This is a genomic window from Streptomyces sp. NBC_01571, assembly GCF_026339875.1.
Classification (GTDB): domain Bacteria; phylum Actinomycetota; class Actinomycetes; order Streptomycetales; family Streptomycetaceae; genus Streptomyces.
In genome coordinates, this window is record NZ_JAPEPZ010000001.1 from 6,642,371 (window position 1) to 6,661,250 (window position 18,880).

Below are 18,880 nucleotides of genomic sequence, written 5' to 3' on the forward strand. Positions count from 1 at the left end.
GGGGAGCCACCACCCGCCGGGCCGGGGAGGCGGGGAGAACTCCCCAACCACCTCCCCGGCCCGCATCCCCCGCACTGATCAGCGCAGACACCGCTTCGGGGAGGCGGGGAGGCGTCACCTCAACCCCTCGAACGGCACCCCTGGAAGGCGTCCGCACTCCCTGTCTCTACCTCCCCGCCCGGCCCCGACAGACACCGCGAACGACAGGGAGGCACGGCCCGCCGGCTGAGGGAGGCAGGGAGAACTCCCTCACCGCCTCCCTGACCCTCCTCCCTCCATCTGATCAGCGCAGATGACCTCTCAGGGAGGCAGGGAGGCACACCCCCAGCACCCCCGAGAACCCCCTCCGGAAGCCATCCGACAGCCCCCGTCCCAGCCTCCCTGAGAGCCCGCGCACAGGTGCTACCGGTAGCAACCCCACCCGCTACCGGTAGCAACCCCGCTAGCACCCCAAACCCCCGATGATCAGGCCCGTAGCGAGTAGCGGGCCCGGCCCAGCACACCCCAAAACCGGGCCGACGGCGCCCTTAGGGCCCCGCCCGGCCTGCTACCGAGAAGGGATCAGCCCCTATGGCTGGCCACATCCAAGACCGCTGGTACAAGACCGAAACCAACGCTGACGGCAGGACCGCCCGCGTCAAGAGTGACCGCCACGGCACCGGCATGCGGTACCGCGCCCGGTACGTCGGCCCCGACGGCTCGGAGAAGTCCAAGAGCTTCCCCGACGGACAGAAGCGCGTTGCTGAGAAGTGGCTGTCTGCGATCGAGGCCGACATGACGCGCGGCCAGTACATCGACCCCGCCGCCGGACGCCTCACCGTCCGCCAGCACGCCGACCGCTGGCTCAACTCCCTGACCGGGGACCCTGGCACATTCGTTGGGACTGAGCGCCGGATTCGCTTGCACGTCCTGCCGTACCTGGGTAGCCGCCCGTTGGGATCGCTCCGGCCAGTCCACATTCGCGAGTGGCTGCGGGAGTTGGAGGACGGCGGGGTAGCACCCGCCTACCAGCGGGTCATTTTCGCGAACTTGAGCACCATGCTCACGGCCGCTGTCGATGACCTGGTGATCCCGAGTAACCCGTGCCGCTCGAACTCAGTGAAGATCCCCAAGTTGGACCCCCGACGGGTCGTCCCGTGGGAGCGGGAGCGGGTGTTCGCCGTTCGGGCCGCTCTCGTCGAGGAGTATCGCGCCACGGTGGATCTAGCGAGCGGCTGCGGGATGCGGCAGGGCGAAGTACTGGGACTGGCCGTCGAGGACATCGACTTCACAGAAGACGTGGTGCACGTCATCCGGCAGGTGAAGCTGATCCGGAACCGGCCGGTCTTTGCTGTCCCCAAGAACGGCAAGCCCCGCGCCGTTCCGCTCCCGGCGTCTGTCGCTCGCCGCCTGAGGGAGCACCTCGCACAGCACCCGCCGGCGAGCGTGACGCTGCCATGGCGCGCGGTTGACGGCAGGCCCGTCACGGCGACGCTGCTCTTCCACCGGCGCGAGGTCGAACCGGTGAACCGCAACGACTTCAACCGGTGGGCGTGGCGCCCGGCCCTAGCGTCCGCAGGCGTGCCCTACGGACGCGAGAACGGGATGCACGCGCTGAGGCACTTCTACGCTTCCGTGCTGTTGGATGCAGGCGAGAGCATTAAGGCGCTGTCGGAGTACTTGGGGCACCACGACCCCGGATTCACGCTCCGCACGTACACCCACCTCATGCCGAGCAGTAGGGCCCGGACGCGGTCGGCGGTTGACCGGGTGTTCGATGACTCACCGGAGGGCGATGACGGCCCCACGACGGCCCAAGTGGCCTGACAGGGCGGTAAAGCGGCAGGTCATAGCGCATGTGTCCTGACTTGCCGGTCTACTGAGCAACGGGCGAGCCGGTCCGCCGAGCACCGGCTCGTCCCGTACTTCCGACGGCGGGGGTCTCGCACACGACAGGTGTGGGGGACCCCCGCCGTCGTCATGAACAGACCTTGCCGTCCTTCGGTACCGTCCCGTTCAGCAGATAGCCGTTCACCGTGGAGTCGACACACTCGCTGCCACTCCCGTACGCGCCATGGCCCTCGCCCTTCCAGGTGAGCTCCACCCCGACGCCCTTGCCCAGTTCGTCGGCCATCCTGCGGGCGCCCTCGTACGGCGTCGCCGGGTCCCCGGTGTTGCCCACGACCAGGACGGGCGCGGCTCCCGGGGCGCTGACCTCCGGGGTGTCGTACTGACCGGCGACCGGCCAGTCGTGACACCAGCCCGCCGTGTCCCAGCCCATGAAATCGCCGAAGACGGGCGAGATCTTCTCGAACTCGGGCAGCAGCTTCCTCGTCTCCTCGGGAGTCGGCCGCTGCTTGTCGTCCAAGCACGATATGACCCGTTGTGAATGGGTCGTCGTGCCGTAGTGCCCTGCGGAGTCGCGGTCGTTGTACCCGTCGGCGAGCTCCAGCAGTTCCGTCCCGTCGCCGTCCTCGGCCGCCTCGAGCGCCCTGGTCAGGCGCGGCCAGCCCGCCTTGCTGTACAGCGGCAGCACGATGCCGGTGAGGGCCAGGGTCTGGGTGAGCTCGCGCCCGCCGGTGGTCCGCAGCGGCTTCGCGTCGATCCGGTCCAGAAGGTCCACGATCTTCCGGGAGCCCTGCGCGGGGTCCTGGCCGGTGGACTTGAGGTAGTCGTCCAGGGCGCGCTGGAACCCCAGGGTCTGGTTCTTGGCGTGGCCCACCGTGTCGGCGCTCGGGTCGACGACGGCGTCCAGCACCAGCCGTCCCACGTTCTCGGGGAACAAGTGGGCGTACACACCACCGAGTTCCGTGCCGTAGGAGATGCCGAAGTAGTGCATGCGGCTGTCGCCGAGGACCTGGCGCATCAGGTCCATGTCGCGGGCGGTGTCGGTCGTCGAGACGTGCGACATCAGCTTTCCGGCGGCCTTCTCGCAGCCCCTGCCGAAGTCCGTGGCGTCCTTGAAGTAGGCGCTCTCCTCCGCGGCGTCGTCCGGAGTCGCGTCCACCGACTCGGCGGCCTGGATCGCCTTGTCACCGCGGCAGCGCACACCCTCGCTCGCGGCGACACCGCGCGGGTCCCAGCTCACCAGGTCGTAGCGCTCGTGGAGCGGGCCGACGAGGCTCTCGTAGCCGGGCATCGTGGAGACGCCCGAACCGCCGGGGCCGCCGAAGTTGAACAGGAGCGAGCCGAGGCGCTTGCCCTGGCCACCGGTCGCCTTCGAACGGATCAGCGCGAGGCCGATCGTCTCGCCGCCCGGCTTCGCGTAGTCGAGCGGCACCTTGAGTGTCGCGCACTGCCATCCGCCGCGCTGGGCGGCGGAGCCCGAAGTGCCCTTGCAGCGGCCCCAGTCGGGCTTCTGCGCGGTGAGCGAGGCCGGCAGGGCCGAAGCGCCGCCGGACGAAGGCGTGGTGGCCGACGGAGGGTCGCTGTTCTTCCCCTCGTCCTTGCCGTTCCCGGACGAGCCGCCGCAGCCGGCCACCAGCAGAGCGGCCGCCACCACGGCAGTCCACCGCGCGAAACGCGTCATGAGTCTCCCCCCTCACCCGTGGTCCGCCGGATGCCGCGGATCACCTGCACGCCATATTAGGCCTCGGCGGCGAGCAGCCCCGTGCCCCTGTGGATAACCGTTTGACCTGGGCTTTCTAGGTGCAGACGGTTCCGGCAGGGGGTACGGCTCCGTCCAGCAGATAGCCGTCCACCGCGTTGTGCACGCACTTGTTCCCGCTGTCGTACGCGCCGTGTCCCTGGCCCTTGTAGGTCAGCTCGACGCCGACGCCCTTGCCCAGCGCCTCCGCCATCTTCTTCGCGCCCTCGTACGGTGTGGCCGGGTCACCGGTGTTGCCGACCACGAGGATCGGCGCCGCGCCGGCGGCGCCGACGTCCGGGTGGTCGGCGGCCCCCGGGACGGCCCAGTCGGTGCAACTGAGCATGCCCCAGGCCAGATAGGCGCCGAACAGGGGCGACGCGGCCCGGAACTCCGGAAGTTTCGCCTCGACGTCGGCGGCGGTGTAACGCGGCTTCTCGTCCGCGCAGTTGATGGACACGTTCGCCGCGGTGAGATTGCTGTACTGGCCGTCCTCGCTGCGCCCGTTCATCGAGTCCGACAGCACCATCAGCTCCTTGCCGTCACCGTTGTACGCCTGGTCCAGTCCCTCCGTCAGGTACTCCCAGAAGTCCTTGGAGTACAGGGCCTGAGCGATGCCGTTGGTCGCTGCGGTCTGGGTCAGCTCACGCGGGAAGATGCCGGGGATCGGCTTGCTCTCCAGGTCGGTGAGGAGCTTGGCGATGCGGTCCTTGACGTCGTGCGGGGTGTCGCCGATCGGGCAGGGATCCGCCTTCGAGGTGCAGTCCTCGGCGAAGTTGTCGAGCGCGAGCTGGAAGCCCCTGGCCTGTCCGAGCGCGCTCTGTTCCGGGTCCTGCGTCGGGTCGACCACCCCGTCGAACACGGCGCGGCCCACCTTCTTGGGGAACAAGTGGGCGTACACACCGCCGAGTTCGGTGCCGTAGGAGATGCCGAAGTAGTGCAGCTTGTCGTCCCCGAGGACCTGCCGCATGAGGTCCATGTCGCGGGCCGCGTCGGTGGTGCGCACGTGCGGGATGGTCCGGCCCGAGTTCTTCTCGCAGGCCGCGTTGAACGCCTTGGTGTTGTCCAGGAGCGCCTTCCGCTGGGTGTCGTCGTCGGGGATGGCGTCCTGCTGGAAGTACGAGTCGAGCTGGCTGTCGTCCTCGCACTCCACCCCGTCGCTGCGGCCGACCCCGCGCGGATCGAAGCTCACCAGGTCGTAGCGGGTGCGCAGCTTCGCGTAGTCCCCGCCGAAGGCGGGCAGCGTGGTGACGCCCGAGCCGCCGGGGCCGCCGAAGTTGAAGACGAGGGAGCCGATGCGTTTGTCCGGGTCGCCGCTCGCCCGCGCCCGGATCAGCGCGATGCCGATCGTGTCGCCCTTGGGGGCGGACCAGTCGAGGGGAGCCTTCATGGTGGCGCACTGCCACTGCGCACCGCCCGGCAGAGGAGAGGGGGCGTCGCCGCCGCCCTCGGACTCGGAAGGGGCCGGGCAGTCCTGCCAGTTCAGCTGCTGGGCCGTCAGATCCCCGTCCTTGGGTCCTTCGCTGCAGCCCGTCAGCACACAGGACAGCAGGACGGCGGTCACGGTGAGGGCAGCGGCGCGCGACTGGGACGGGTTCGGCATGTCTCCCATCCTGCGGTCGCGCCGGGCGGTGCGCTCGGGACGCGGGCCGTGCGGGTGAGGGCACGGCGGCCCGTGCCCGCCGATGCGGGTCGGGGCGGGCCGTGCCCGTGCGGCCGGTGGGCGCCGTGCCCATGCTCCCCGGGGTGCGGTGTGCCGTGCCGGCTCCCTACAGGGTGCCCTTGCGCGTGAGGTGGTTGAAGAACAGCCACCCGGGCAGCACCGGCAGCCACAGCGTCAGCAGCCGGTACAGCAGCACCGCGGGTGCGGCGACCTCCTTGGGGAGGCCGACGGCGATCAGACCGACCGTGAGCGTCGCCTCGACCGCGCCGACACCGCCGGGGGTCGGCGCCGCGGAGCCGAGTGCGTTGCCGGCGAGGAAGACGACGGCCACGCTGGCGAGGCTGAGGGTGGTGGTCTCCTCATGACCGAAGGCACGGATCGACGCGTCCAGGCACATCACGAAGCAGGCGGTCAGCAGCAGCATGCCGCCGATGCCGGTGATCAGCTTCTGCGGACGCTGCAGCACGTCCAGCATCCGCGGTACGACCCCGGCGAACAGCGACCTGACGCGGGTGACGATGAACTTCCGCAGGAACGGCACCGACGTCACGACAAGGACCAGCACCGCGACCGTCAGCAGCCCGGCGATGACCGTGCGCGAGGGTGACAGGGACGGCGTCTTCTCCGTGCCGGTCAGATAGCCGAAGGACAGCAGCATCAGGATGTGACAGCCGAGCCCGAACAGCTGCGAAGCGCCGACGCTCGCCACCGCGAGCCCCGGCCGCACCCCGGCACGCTGCAGGAAGCGCGTGTTGAGCGCCACACCGCCGACCGCCGCGGGCGCCACGATCTTCACGAACGAGCCGGCGACCTGCGCGGCCACGGTCCGCAGGAACCCCACCCGTTCGGGCACGAAGCCGAGCAGGCTCATCGCCGCCGCGAAGTAGCTCAGCGCCGAGAACAGCACGGCGGCCGCGACCCAGCCCCACTCGGCGCTCTCGAAGAGGGTCGCGAACTCGATGTGGGTGAGCTGTGTCAGAAGGAAGTAGCCGCCGATGGCACCGGCGATGAAACTGATCAGCGTGCGCGGCTTGATCCGCTCCAGGCGGGCCGGCTCGACCGGTGCCTGCGGTCTGATCCGCAGCACCTGGTGGCGGATCTGGGTGAGCAGGTCCTCCTCGCGCGCCTCGTCCAGCGCTTCGTCCAGCGCCCGCTTCTCGGCCCGCTGCTCCGCCCGTACGGCCTTCTTGCCGGGCTTCTCCGCCACGGTCTCGGCGTGCTGGGCCTGCTCCGCGCGCGCGAGCTTGCCCTGCCGTGAGGCCTCCAGGACCGCCTCGCGCTCGCGCTGGGCACGCTCCCGGGCCAGTTTGCGCAGCGTCGCGCGCGTGGAGCGGGACAGCGCGATGGGCTGCAGCAGTGGCAGACAGTCGGCGACGGCGTCCGGACCCAGCACACCGACCGCGGACGCCACCGTGCGCTCGGCGCCGACACGCAGCCCCAGGGTGGTCAGCAGCTGTGCGATGTCCATGCGCAGCAGCAGATCACCGGCAGCGATCTCACCGCCGCGCAGATCGGTGAGGATCACCGTGCCGGAACGATCCACCAGAATCGCGTCACCCGCGAGCCTGCGGTGTGCGATGCGCCGTGACTGCAGCGCCTGCACCTGATGCCAGGTGTCGCGCAGCAGGCCGTCGGTGATGAGCTCCCCGGGCAGCGAGTCCAGGGTGCGTCCGCCGGTGTGCTCGTAGACGAGCATCACGGCGTCCGGCCCGAGCTCCGAGGTCGCGATCAGCTTCGGCGCGTTGGCGCCGGCCGCGATGGCCGCGTACGCGAGGAGCGCCTCCTGCTCCAGGGCCTGCCGCAGCGACTGGAGGCTGCGCCGGGTGGCGAGCCCGCGCAGGGTCAGGTTGCGCCAGACCCGGTAGAAGAAGCCCTGCGCCTGCTGCTCCCGGTCGACCACCGTGACGTCCAGCGGCGGTCCGTCCTCCAGGGTGACGAAGTAACGCCGGCCGCGGTCGCCGTTGTCGGACGTGTCCGGGGTCTCCTCGCGGGCCGCGCTGACGGGGTGGAAACCGACGTGCCGGAGCCCCGCCATCAGCGTCCGCCCGGTCGGCCGGACGTTCGGCGACCCGACCGCGTACAGCGTCCCGTAGGCGATGGTCCAGCCGATCAGCACCGTCAGGATGATCGAGAACGGTGTCGTGTAGCCGGTGACCAGCATGGAGAAGGCGTCCAGGAGCAGCACCACCCACAGCACCGCGCGCCACCGGGGTCTGCGGGACATGCCGACGGCCGTCATGTACGCGATGACCGGCGCCAGGTAGCCGTGCACCGGGTCGGTGAGGGCGTGGATGTCACCCGGCGAGGGCTGGGTGAGGGCCTCCTGGATGGAGCCCGGCGCTGCCTTCGCGACCCACAGGTCGGTGGCGAGGGTCACTCCGTGTGCGAGGACCGCGGCGAGCACGCCGTCCGCGATGCGCAGCCCGTCCCGCTTGATCAGGCGCTCGATCGCGAAGGCGACCGGCACCAGCAGGATCGCGATGCTCGACGCGAGCCCCGCGATCTTGATCAGCAGATCGGGCGCCTGGCCGGTGCCCTTGTTGATGTCCTGCTCGAGCCCGGACGTCGTCCCGTGCGCGAACGCCGCGATGGCGAGCAGCACGACGATCGCGAGGAAGCCGACCAGCAGCCGCATCAGGTCCGACGGACGGTGCACGCGCGCGGGCAGCAGCGGTTCGTCGCCCTCGACCTCGTCGTTGTGGGCCTCGTCACCGCAGTCTTCGTCGCCCGTCGCCCGGCGATTCCGCGCGCCGCGCGCCTCATGGGAGGGCTTTTCGTCCGCCTTCGAGGGGGAATCGGTCTTCGGGTCGGGCTCGCCGGCCGTCTTGCCGGAGCTCTCGGCGGTGGCTCCGGAGGCCTCCGGGCGCGACGAAGCGGCGGAGGTGCTCTCCGCGCCCTCGGGGTGCACGCCCTGCTGCCTCATGGTCTCTTCTTGATCTCGTATCACCAGTCACCGCCCGCACGATGGTGGCATGCCCCACCGACACACGGGGGCATCAGGGTGCAAATGCGGGGGCGCACAGTCTGCCCGAAGCGCGCCGTCGGGGCGAGGGATACCCACAGTCGCCGTCCCGTCACACTGTCGGTGGGGTGGGGCAGGATGGGGCGGATGAGCGAGGAGAGTCTTCCGGCGGACGAGCTGCCGGAGTACGCGGAGCGGGTCCTCGAGGTCGCCGACCTCATTCCCCCCGGGCGCGTCATGACGTACGGGGATGTCGCCGAGTGGCTGGAGGAGGGCGGCCCGCGCCAGGTCGGACGCGTGATGGCCCTCTACGGAGGAGCGGTCCCGTGGTGGCGGGTCGTCCGCGCGGACGGAGTCCTTCTGCCGGGCCACGAACTCGAGGCACTGGACCGCTACCGCGCGGAGGGCACGCCGCTGAAGGAGGCGAGCAGGGCTTCCGAAGGGCATCTGCCGCGCGTCGACATGAGACGAGCACGATGGGACGGCGACGAACGCGCGCAGGATCACACCTGACAGCTTCCGGCATCGGACGGGCGGGCGGGGCGTCTGTGGCCCGTACGGGGGAAACGAGGCACGTCCGTGACATGCCGTACGTTCGACGAGCGGGGAACGCACCGGGTGTGAGGGAAGAACGGGAAGCCGTCCTTCCGTGATGTCCACCGGCGTACCGTCGACGGCGCGCGTCCCCCTCACCCCGCGGCCACCACCCTCGGCCCGCGGCGCTCCGCCCACCAGCACAACCTCCAGGACCGGCGAACCACGTGAGCTCCTCTTCCTCCACCAGGCGCCTGCCGCACCCCCAGGTGCGGCAGGGGACCCGCGGCGCGTACCGACTGGTGCGCACCGCGCCGGTCCGGGTGGGCCCCCCTCGTCTGGACGCAGGACAGCGCACAGTGGTTGACCACGGATCGGGCCCGCTCCTCGTGCTGGCAGGCCCCGGCACCGGCAAGACGACCACCCTCGTCGAGTCCGTGGCGGCCCGGATCGCACACGGCGGCGACCCGGAACGGATCCTGGTCCTCACGTTCAGCCGCAAGGCTGCCGTGGAACTGCGCGACCGCATGGCGCTGCGCATCGGGGCCGCCCGCGCCCCCCGGGCCACCACCTTCCACTCGTTCTGCTACGCCCTGGTCCGCGCCCACCAGGACAGCGACCTGTTCGTGGAACCGCTGCGGCTGCTGTCCGGACCCGAACAGGACGTCGCGGTGCGCGAGCTGCTCGCGGGCCAGCCCGACCTGGAGCGGCTCGGCCTCGCCCACGTGCGCTGGCCCGACGAACTGCGCGCCTGCCTGACCACACGCGGCTTCGCCGACGAGGTCCGAGCCGTCCTGGCGCGCAGCCGCGAACTGGGGCTCGGCCCCGACGCCCTGACCGCCTTCGCCCGCCGGATCGGCCGCCCCGACTGGGGCGCCGCCGCGGCCTTCCTCGCCGAGTACCTCGACGTTCTCGACCTGCAAGGAGTGCTCGACTACGCGGAACTCGTCCACCGCGCGGTACTGCTCACGGGGCGCCCGGGCGTCGCCGGACGTCTCGCCGCGCAGTACGACGCCGTCTACGTGGACGAGTACCAGGACACCGATCCCGCCCAGGTGCGGCTCCTGCGCGCCCTGGCCGGCGGCGGCCGCACCCTGGTCGCCTTCGGCGACCCCGACCAGTCGATCTACGCCTTCAGGGGCGCCGACGTGAACGGCATCCTGGACTTTCCCGACGCCTTCCCGCGCGCGGACGGCCACCCCGCGCCGGTCGAGGTGCTGCGCACCTCCCGCCGCTCCGGCGCCACCCTGCTCGACGCCACCCGCCTGCTCACCCAGCGCATGCCGCTGACCCGGCTGCCCGCGCCGAAGGTACGCGCCCACCGCGAACTGACGCCGGTACGGGACGGCGGCACGGTCGAGGTCTACACGTACCCGACGGCGGGCACGGAACTGGACAACATCGCCGACATCCTGCGCCGCGCCCACCTGGAGGACGGCGTCCCCTGGGGCGAGATGGCCGTCCTGGTGCGCGCCGGCTCCCGCACGATCCCGGTGATCCGCCGCTCGCTCACCGCGGCCGGCGTACCGCTCGACATCGACGGCGACGACCTGCCCCTGCGGCACGAACCCGCGGTGACGCCGTTGCTGACGGCCCTGCGGGCGGTCGCCCGCGCCGAGTCCGGGACAGGGACGGGGACGGGCGCGGCACCCACGCCAGGTGCCGACAGCGACGCTTCCGCCAACGCCCCTGACGACGCCTCTGACGCCGCACCTGGAGCCGCTCCCGAAAACGATCCCGGAGCTGCCCTTGAAGCTGTTCCGGCAGCCGTGTCTGAAGCCGTTCCGGCAGCCGTGCCTGCTGCCCCGGACGCACAGCCCGAGGACGCCGGCCTCCAGGAGACGGTGTCCTGGCTCGACACCGAGACCGCCCTCACCCTGCTCGCCTCCCCCCTCGCCGGCATGGACGCCGCCGACCTGCGGCGCCTGGGCCGCGCGCTGCGCGAGGAGGAGCGCACCGCCGGCAACCACGTACCACCGCCCTCCGACGAGTTGCTCGCCCTCGCGCTGGCCGAACCGGAGCGGCTCGTCGCCCACGACCCGGCCTACGCCCGCGGAGCCCAGCGCCTCGGTGCCCTGCTGCGCAAGGCACGGGAGCGCCTGGCGGGCGGCGGGACGGCCGAGGAGGCGCTGTGGGACCTCTGGGAAGGCACACCCTGGCCGCAGCGCCTGGAGCGCGCCGCCCGGCGCGGCGGCGCGGCCGGACGCAACGCCGACCGCGACCTCGACGCCGTGTGCGCGCTGTTCGCGACCGCCGCCCGCGCCGAGGAACGCACCGGCGGACGCGGCGCCCTCAACTTCCTGGAGGAGATCGACGCCCAGGACATCGCCGCCGACACCCTCACCCGCCGGGCCGTACGCCCCGACGCCGTGCGCCTGATGACCGCGCACCGCTCCAAAGGCCTGGAATGGCGCCTCGTCGTCGTGGCGGGCGTCCAGGAGGGTCTGTGGCCCGACCTGCGCCGCCGCGGCTCCCTGCTGGAGGCGGACCGTATCGGTCGCGACGGCCTCGCCGAACCCCTCACCCCCGGAGCACTCCTCTCCGAAGAACGCCGCCTGTTCTACGTGGCCGCCACCCGCGCGCGCGAACGCCTCGTCGTCACCGCGGTGAAGGCACCCGCCGACGACGGGGACCAGCCCTCCCGCTTCCTCACCGAACTCGGCGTCGAACCGAAGGACGTCACCGGCCGGCCCCGCCGCCCGCTGTCCGTCGCCGCCCTCGTCGCCGAACTGCGCGCCACCACCGTCGACCCCCGCGTCTCGGAACCCCTCCGGCAGGCCGCGGCCCACCGCCTGGCCAGACTCGCCGCCCTCGCCGACGACGACGGCCGCCCCTTGGTGCCCTCCGCCCACCCCTACCGCTGGTGGGGCATGTACGACCCCACCGAGAGCAAGGTCCCGCTGCGCGACCGCGACCAGCCCGTCGTGCTCTCCGGGAGCGCCCTCGACCAGCTCGCCAACACCTGCGCCCTCCAATGGTTCCTGGGACGAGAAGTGAAGGCCGACGCGCCCGCGACCGCGGCCCAGGGCTTCGGCAACGTGGTGCACGTCCTCGCCGACGAAGTCGCCTCCGGACGCACCCCCGCCGACCTCGACGTCCTCATGGAACGCCTGGACTCCGTGTGGAACGCGCTCGCCTTCGACGCGCCCTGGAAGTCGACGCAGGAGAAGGAGCACGCGCGCGTGGCGCTCGAACGCTTCCTGAAGTGGCACGTCGACACCAACCAGGTCCGCCCCGGCCGGACGCCCGTGGCCAGCGAGCACGACTTCGACGTGACCCTCGAAGCGGGCTCCTACGAAGTACGCATCCGCGGCTCCATGGACCGCGTCGAGACGGACACCGAGGGCCGCGCCTACGTGGTCGACTTCAAGACCGGCAAACACGCGCCCACCGCCGCCGAAGTGGCCCACCACCCACAGCTCGCCGTCTACCAGCTCGCCGTCCGCGAGGGCGCCGTCGACGACGCCTTCGACGGCGTACGCCCCGAGCCGGGCGGCGCCGAACTCGTCCAGCTCCGCCAGGGCGCCGCCCAGAAGAACGGCGGCGAGACCCTCCCCAAGGTGCAGGCCCAGGAACCACTCACGGGGGAGTGGGTCGGCGACCTGCTGGCCACCGCCGCGGGCAAGGTCCTCGACGAACGGTTCTCACCGACCACCGGCCAGCACTGCACGCACTGCGCGTTCCGCACATCGTGCAGCGCCCGCGCGGAGGGACGTCACGTCGTCGAGTGACCGGCCGGTGGCCGACCGGCGGCACGCGCACCGTCGAGGGCCGGTTGCTCCCGGCGCGCGCGGTGTCATCGGACGCGACCCGAGTGACGTACGACACCACACGTGCTGACCAGCGGTTCCCACGCCCCGACAGCCGATGTGGCCGCCCGCTGTCAGTGGGCGCGGCTAGCCTCTCTGACGTGCCAGCCCGTATCACCGATCCCGAGCAGCTCAAGGAGCTCCTCGGCATCCCCTTCACCCCGGAGCAGACGGCCTGCATCACCGCACCGCCCGCCCCGCAGGTGATCGTGGCCGGAGCCGGCTCCGGGAAGACCACGGTGATGGCCGCACGCGTGGTCTGGCTGGTCGGCACCGGACAGGTCGCCCCCGAACAGGTCCTCGGTCTGACGTTCACCAACAAGGCCGCGGGCGAACTCGCCGAACGCGTCCGCAAGGCCCTGATCAAGGCCGGGGTCACCGACCCGGACGTGATCGACCCCGACAACCCGCCCGGCGAACCGGTCATCTCCACCTACCACGCCTTCGCGGGCCGCCTGCTGACCGACCACGGACTGCGCATCGGCCTCGAACCGACGTCCCGCCTGCTCGCCGACGCCACCCGCTACCAGCTCGCCGCCCGCGTCCTGCGCGAGTCACCCGGACCGTACCCGGCGCTCACCCGCTCCTTCCCCGACCTCGTCGGCGACCTCCTCACCCTCGACTCCGAACTCGCCGAACACCTCGTACGCCCCGAGGACCTGCGCGCCCACGACGCCGGACTGCTGCACACCCTGGAGAGCGCCAGACTCACCAACGCCGACCTCCGCAAGGTCCCCGAGGCAGCCGCGGCCCGCCGCGAACTCGCCGAACTGGTCGTCCGCTACCGAGCGGCCAAACGCGAACGCGACCTCCTCGACTTCGGCGACCAGATCGCCCTCTCGGCCACCCTGGCCCGCACCCGCCCCGAGGTCGGTGACATCCTCCGCGACGAGTTCCGCGTGGTCCTGCTGGACGAGTACCAGGACACCTCGGTGGCGCAGCGCGTGCTGCTCGCCGGACTGTTCGGCGGCGGCACGGGGCACCCCGTGACCGCCGTCGGCGACCCGTGCCAGGCCATCTACGGCTGGCGCGGCGCCTCCGTCGCCAACCTCGACGACTTCCCCGAACACTTCGCGCACGCCGACGGCCGCCCCGCCGCCCGCCAGTCACTCAGCGAGAACCGCCGCAGCGGCGGCCGCCTCCTCGACCTCGCCAACGGCCTCGCCGAACCCCTGCGCGCGATGCACGCGGGCGTGGAGGCCCTCCGGCCCGCCCCCGGAGCCGAGCACGACGGCGTCGTCCACTGCGCGCTGCTGCCCACCCACGCCGAGGAGATCGACTGGCTCGCCGACTCCCTCGCCCACCTCGTACGCACCGGAAAGGCCCCCGGCGAGATCGCCGTGCTGTGCCGCACGGCGAGCGACTTCGCCGAGATCCAGGGCGCGCTCGTCGCCCGCGACATCCCCGTCGAGGTTGTCGGCCTCTCCGGGCTGCTGCACCTCCCCGAGGTCGCCGACCTGGTCGCCGTCTGCGAGGTCCTCCAGGACCCCGGCGCCAACGCCTCCCTGGTGCGCCTGCTCACCGGACCGCGCTGGCGGATCGGCCCGCGCGACCTGGCCCTCCTGGGACGGCGCGCCCGCCTTCTCGTGTCCCACGCGCGCGTGGGCGCCGACGACGACGCCGACCGCCGGCTCGCCGCGGCCGTCGAAGGGGTCGACCCGGCCGAGGTGATATCGCTCGCCGACGCCCTGGACACGTTCCTGGAGATGCCCATCGAGGCCGAGAGGGACGACGACGGACTGCCCTTCTCACCCGACGCCCGGGTGCGCTTCGCACGGCTCGCCGCCGAACTGCGCGACCTGCGCCGCTCGCTCGCCGACCCCCTGATGGACGTCCTGCACCGGGTGCTCGCCGTCACCGGACTGGAGGTCGAGCTCTCCGCGTCCCCGCACGCCCTCGCCGCCCGCCGCCGCGAGACCCTCTCGAACTTCCTCGACGTCGCCGCGTCCTTCGCCGCGGGCGACGGCGAGGCGACCCTGCTCGCGTTCCTCGGCTTCCTGCGCACCGCCGCGCAGTACGAGAAGGGCCTCGACAACGCGCTGCCCGGCGGTGAGAACACCGTCAAGGTGCTCACCGCCCACAAGTCCAAGGGCCTGGAGTGGGACGTCGTCGCCGTCCCGGGCCTCGTCACCGGAACCTTCCCCAGTACCCAGGGACGCGAGAAATGGACGGCCCAGGGCAAGGTCCTGCCGCACGAACTGCGCGGAGACGCCGACACCCTGCCCGACGTCGAGACCTGGGACACCAAGGGCATCAAGGCCTTCCACGAGGCCATGAAGTGCCACCAGCGCACCGAGGAGCTCCGCCTCGGCTACGTGACCTTCACCCGCCCCCGCTCGCTCCTGCTCGGCTCCGGCCACTGGTGGGGCCCGTCCCAGAAGCGCCCGCGCGGCCCCTCCGACTTCCTGCACGCCCTGTACGACCACTGCGCCGCCGGACACGGGGAGATCGAGGCCTGGGCCGACGAACCGGCGGAGGACGAGGAGAACCCGGCCCTGCACGAGGCGGCGGCGGACCACGCGTGGCCGCTCCCGCTCGACGACACGGCACTCGCCCGCCGCCGCGCGGCCGCCGAGACCGTACTCGCCCACCTGGAGCGGGTGGCGTCCCACGAGGAGCCCCACCCCGCCGTCCACGGCCCGTCCTCCCACGACGACCCGGAGTGGCCGCCCCCGCCCGACGACGAGACGTCCTACGGGGACGAGCCGCACCCCGGAGGAGACGACGACCTCCCTGAAGACGACGACCTCTCCGAAGGCGACGACGCCCTCCTCGTGGGCGACGACTCGGACTGGGACTCCTGGACCACCCACCGCCCGACGCTCCCGCACCAGGCGCCCGCCCCCGAGGACCGACCCGTCCCCGATGCCCGCCCGGCCCCGGTGCCGGCGCCCCCGCGGGGCCAGGACGCCCGCCCCCACCCGGAGGACGACCCCGTACGCCTCACACCCGAGGAACTCCGCACCCTCGACTCCTGGGACCGCGACCTCGACGCGCTCACCGGAGAACTCCTGCGCGCCCGCGCGAGCGTCACCGACGTCCCCCTGCCCGCCTCGCTCACGGCCTCACAGGTACTGCACCTGGCCGCCGACCCCGACGGCTTCGCACAGGAACTCGCGCGCCCCATGCCGCGCCCCCCACGCCCCGCGGCCCGCCGAGGCACCCGCTTCCACGCCTGGGTGGAGTCCCGCTTCGAAGAACTGCGGCTGCCCATGCTCGAACCGGAGGACCTGCCCGGCAGTGACGCCGAGATCGCCGACGAACGCGACCTGGAGGACCTCAAGGACGCCTTCGAACGCACTCCCTACGCACACCGCACGCCCCACCGCGTCGAGACCCCCTTCCAGCTCGCCATCGCCGGACGCGTCGTCCGGGGCCGCATCGACGCCGTCTACAAGGAGGACGACGGCGACGGCACGACGTACGAGATCGTCGACTGGAAGACCAGCCGCACCCGCACCGCCGACCCCCTCCAGCTCGCCGTCTACCGCCTCGCCTGGGCCGAGCAGCAGGGCGTGCCCCCGGAGTCCGTCAAGGCCACGTTCGTTTACGTTCGCAGCGGCGAGATCGTCCGCCCCCGCGACCTCCCCGACCGCGCCGCCCTGGAACGGCTCCTCACGCAGGACACCCGGGACCCGCGGCAAGAAGCGGCCGGAGAACCACCGGACGAACACGCCCCCACGGGCGGCTAGGCTCGTGAGCATGAGCAAGCCCGTTGACAACGCCGTCAGCACCGTCCGCGCGTACATCCAGAACCACCGCACGGCCTTCCTCGACGACCTCGCCGAATGGCTGCGCATCCCCTCCGTGTCGGCCCAGCCCGACCACGCGGCGGACGTGAGGCGCAGCGCCGACTGGCTCGCCGCCAAACTCCAGGAGACCGGCTTCCCCACCACGGAGGTCTGGACGACCGAGGGCGCCCCCGCCGTCTTCGCCGAATGGCCGTCCGAAGACCCCCAGGCCCCCACGGTCCTCGTCTACGGGCACCACGACGTACAGCCCGCCGCCCGCGAGGACGGCTGGGACACCGACCCCTTCGAACCGGTGATCCGCGGAAACCGCCTCCACGCGCGCGGAGCCGCCGACGACAAGGGCCAAGTGTTCTTCCACACACTCGGCGTCCGCGCCCACCTCGCCGCCACCGGACGCACCGCCCCCGCCGTCCACCTCAAACTCCTCATCGAGGGCGAGGAGGAATCCGGCTCCCCGCACTTCCGTGACCTCGTGGAAACCCACGCCGACCGGCTGGCCGCCGACGCGGTGATCGTCTCCGACACCGGCATGTGGTCCGAGGACACCCCCACCGTGTGCACCGGCATGCGCGGGCTCGCCGAATGCGAGATCGAGCTGCACGGGCCCGCTCAGGACATCCACTCCGGCTCCTTCGGCGGCGCCGTGCCCAACCCCGCCACCGCAGCCGCCCGCCTCGTCGCCGCCCTCCACGACGACCACGCGCGCGTGGCCGTCCCGGGCTTCTACGAAGGCATCACCGAACTCACCGACCGCGAGCGCGAACTCTTCGCCGAACTGCCCTTCGACGAAGCACGCTGGCTGAGCACCGCCAAGTCGACGGCCACCCACGGAGAGGCCGGCCACACCACCCTGGAACGCATCTGGGCCCGCCCCACCGCCGAGGTCAACGGCATCGGCGGCGGCTACCAGGGCCCCGGCAGCAAGACGATCATCCCGTCCTCCGCCACGGTGAAACTCTCCTTCCGGCTGGTCGCGGGCCAGGACCCCGACCACATCGAGAAGGCCGTACGCACCTGGGCCGCCGAACAGCTCCCCGAAGGCATCCGGCACGAGATCACCTTCGGCGCCGCCACCCGCCCCTGCCTCACCCCGCTGGACCACCCCGCCCTGCAGTCCGTCGTACGGGCCATGGGCCGCGCCTTCGAGCAGCCCATCCGCTTCACCCGCGAAGGCGGCTCGGGGCCCGCGGCCGACCTCCAGGAAGTCCTCGACGCCCCCGTGCTCTTCCTGGGCATCTCCGTCCCCTCCGACGGCTGGCACGCACCCAACGAGAAGGTCGAACTCGACCTCCTCATGAAGGGCGTCGAAACCAGCGCCCACCTGTGGGACGACCTGGCCGAGAACTGGCGCGAGGCACACTGAAGAAGCCCTTTCACATCCGGAAGAAGCCCCATTCACACCCAGAAGAGCGCCCCGCACACCCGTCCCGCCGTACGTCCTGCTGAACCGCCCGCCGAAATAACCGTTCCACCGGGGGAGTTGGAAGCACCCGTGACCACCTGGACCGACCGCACCGCCGACCGTCCCATCTCGCTCACCGCCCCGAGCGGCATCGACCGGGCCGCCCACCACCGGCTCGACGAGGCCTGGCTCGCGGCGGCCTGGAGCCACCCCACGACCCGCGCCTTCGTGGTCTCCGGCGGGCAGGTCCTCATCGACGAAACCGCGGACGGCACCACCGAACTCGTCATGACCCCCTCCTTCGAGGCCCCGCTCACCGAAGCGCACCGCTACTTCCTCGGCACGGACGACGACGGTGTGAGCTACTTCGCACTGCAGAAGGACGCGCTGCCCGGCCGCATCGACCAGTCCGCACGCCCCGCGGGCCTGCGCGAGGCGGGACTCCTGCTCTCCCCCCGCGACGCCGGCCTCATGGTGCACGCCGTCGCCCTGGAGAACTGGCAGCGACTGCACCGCTTCTGCTCACGCTGCGGCGAACGCACCGTGATCGCGGCAGCCGGCCACATCCGCCGCTGCCCCGCCTGCGGCGCCGAGCACTACCCGCGCACCGACCCCGCCGTGATCATGGCGGTCACCGACGACGAGGACCGCATCCTGCTCGGCCGCCAGGTGCACTGGCCCGAAGGCCGCTTCTCGACACTCGCCGGCTTCGTCGAACCCGGCGAATCCATCGAGCAGTCCGTGCGCCGCGAGGTCTTCGAAGAGGCGGGCATCACCGTCGGCGAGGTCGAGTACGTCGCCAGCCAGCCCTGGCCGTTCCCCTCCAGCCTCATGCTCGGCTTCATGGCCCACGCCACCTCCCGCGAGATCAACGTCGACGGCGAGGAGATCCACGAAGCCCGCTGGTTCTCCCGCGAGGACCTGCGCACCGCCTTCGAGTCCGGCGAGGTGATGCCCCCCTACGGCATCTCCATCGCGGCCCGCCTGATCGAACTCTGGTACGGAAAGCCCCTGCCCCGCAGAGAGGTGTAGCCACCCACCACTCCCACGGGAGAGGCCAGGCGGACCACCCGGCAGCCACCGGAGCCGGTGTGGCGCAAAACACACAAGAGGGGCGGTTCTCGAGCTACTTCAAGAACCGCCCCGCCGCGATGCCCGGAGCGACCGACCGGGGCACGCGGTGTCCTGACCAT

At 71.8% G+C, this 18,880-nt stretch carries 9 protein-coding genes; 6 read left to right on the forward strand and 3 right to left on the reverse strand.

Features of this window, described 5'->3' with window-relative positions; genetic code table 11:
* Positions 1-570: 570 nt before the first annotated feature.
* Positions 571-1,806, forward strand: a complete 1,236-nt coding sequence (locus OHB41_RS30075) for a tyrosine-type recombinase/integrase (RefSeq protein ID WP_266701234.1) — start codon at positions 571-573, stop codon at positions 1,804-1,806.
* A 151-nt stretch (positions 1,807-1,957) separates the two neighbouring features.
* Here the strand turns inward: OHB41_RS30075 and OHB41_RS30080 are convergent, their stop codons facing one another.
* From OHB41_RS30080 to OHB41_RS30090, 3 genes are all read right to left on the reverse strand, one after another.
* Positions 1,958-3,508: an alpha/beta hydrolase gene (locus OHB41_RS30080; RefSeq protein WP_266701235.1), complete on the reverse strand. Its 1,551-nt coding sequence runs from the start codon at positions 3,506-3,508 to the stop codon at positions 1,958-1,960.
* A 115-nt stretch (positions 3,509-3,623) separates the two neighbouring features.
* Entirely contained in the window at positions 3,624-5,168 is a 1,545-nt protein-coding gene (locus OHB41_RS30085) for an alpha/beta hydrolase (RefSeq protein WP_266701236.1), read from the reverse strand.
* A gap of 166 nt (positions 5,169-5,334) precedes the next feature.
* Positions 5,335-8,151 carry a lysylphosphatidylglycerol synthase domain-containing protein gene (locus OHB41_RS30090; protein ID WP_266701237.1) on the reverse strand — a complete coding sequence of 939 codons (2,817 nt, stop codon included), beginning with the start codon at positions 8,149-8,151 and terminating at the stop codon, positions 5,335-5,337.
* Between the two features lie 186 nt (positions 8,152-8,337).
* On the opposite strand from OHB41_RS30090, the gene OHB41_RS30095 reads away from it, so the two are divergent.
* The 5 genes from OHB41_RS30095 (at position 8,338) to nudC (ending at position 18,719) form a co-directional block, all read left to right on the forward strand.
* The gene (locus tag OHB41_RS30095; protein WP_266701238.1) at positions 8,338-8,703 is read left to right on the forward strand and encodes an MGMT family protein; all 366 of its coding nucleotides are present in this window, start codon (positions 8,338-8,340) and stop codon (positions 8,701-8,703) included.
* Between the two features lie 248 nt (positions 8,704-8,951).
* Positions 8,952-12,455, forward strand: a complete 3,504-nt coding sequence (locus OHB41_RS30100; RefSeq protein WP_266701239.1) for an ATP-dependent helicase — start codon at positions 8,952-8,954, stop codon at positions 12,453-12,455.
* 179 nt (positions 12,456-12,634) lie between these two features.
* The gene (locus OHB41_RS30105; RefSeq protein WP_266701240.1) at positions 12,635-16,225 is read left to right on the forward strand and encodes an ATP-dependent DNA helicase; all 3,591 of its coding nucleotides are present in this window, start codon (positions 12,635-12,637) and stop codon (positions 16,223-16,225) included.
* A 10-nt stretch (positions 16,226-16,235) separates the two neighbouring features.
* Positions 16,236-17,648 (forward strand): dipeptidase, encoded by a 1,413-nt coding sequence (locus OHB41_RS30110; protein ID WP_266701241.1) that lies wholly within the window; start codon positions 16,236-16,238, stop codon positions 17,646-17,648.
* Positions 17,649-17,777: 129 nt separating this feature from the next.
* A complete protein-coding gene (nudC, locus tag OHB41_RS30115) occupies positions 17,778-18,719 on the forward strand; it encodes an NAD(+) diphosphatase (protein WP_266701242.1) in 942 nt (313 codons plus the stop codon).
* Positions 18,720-18,880: the final 161 nt, after the last annotated feature.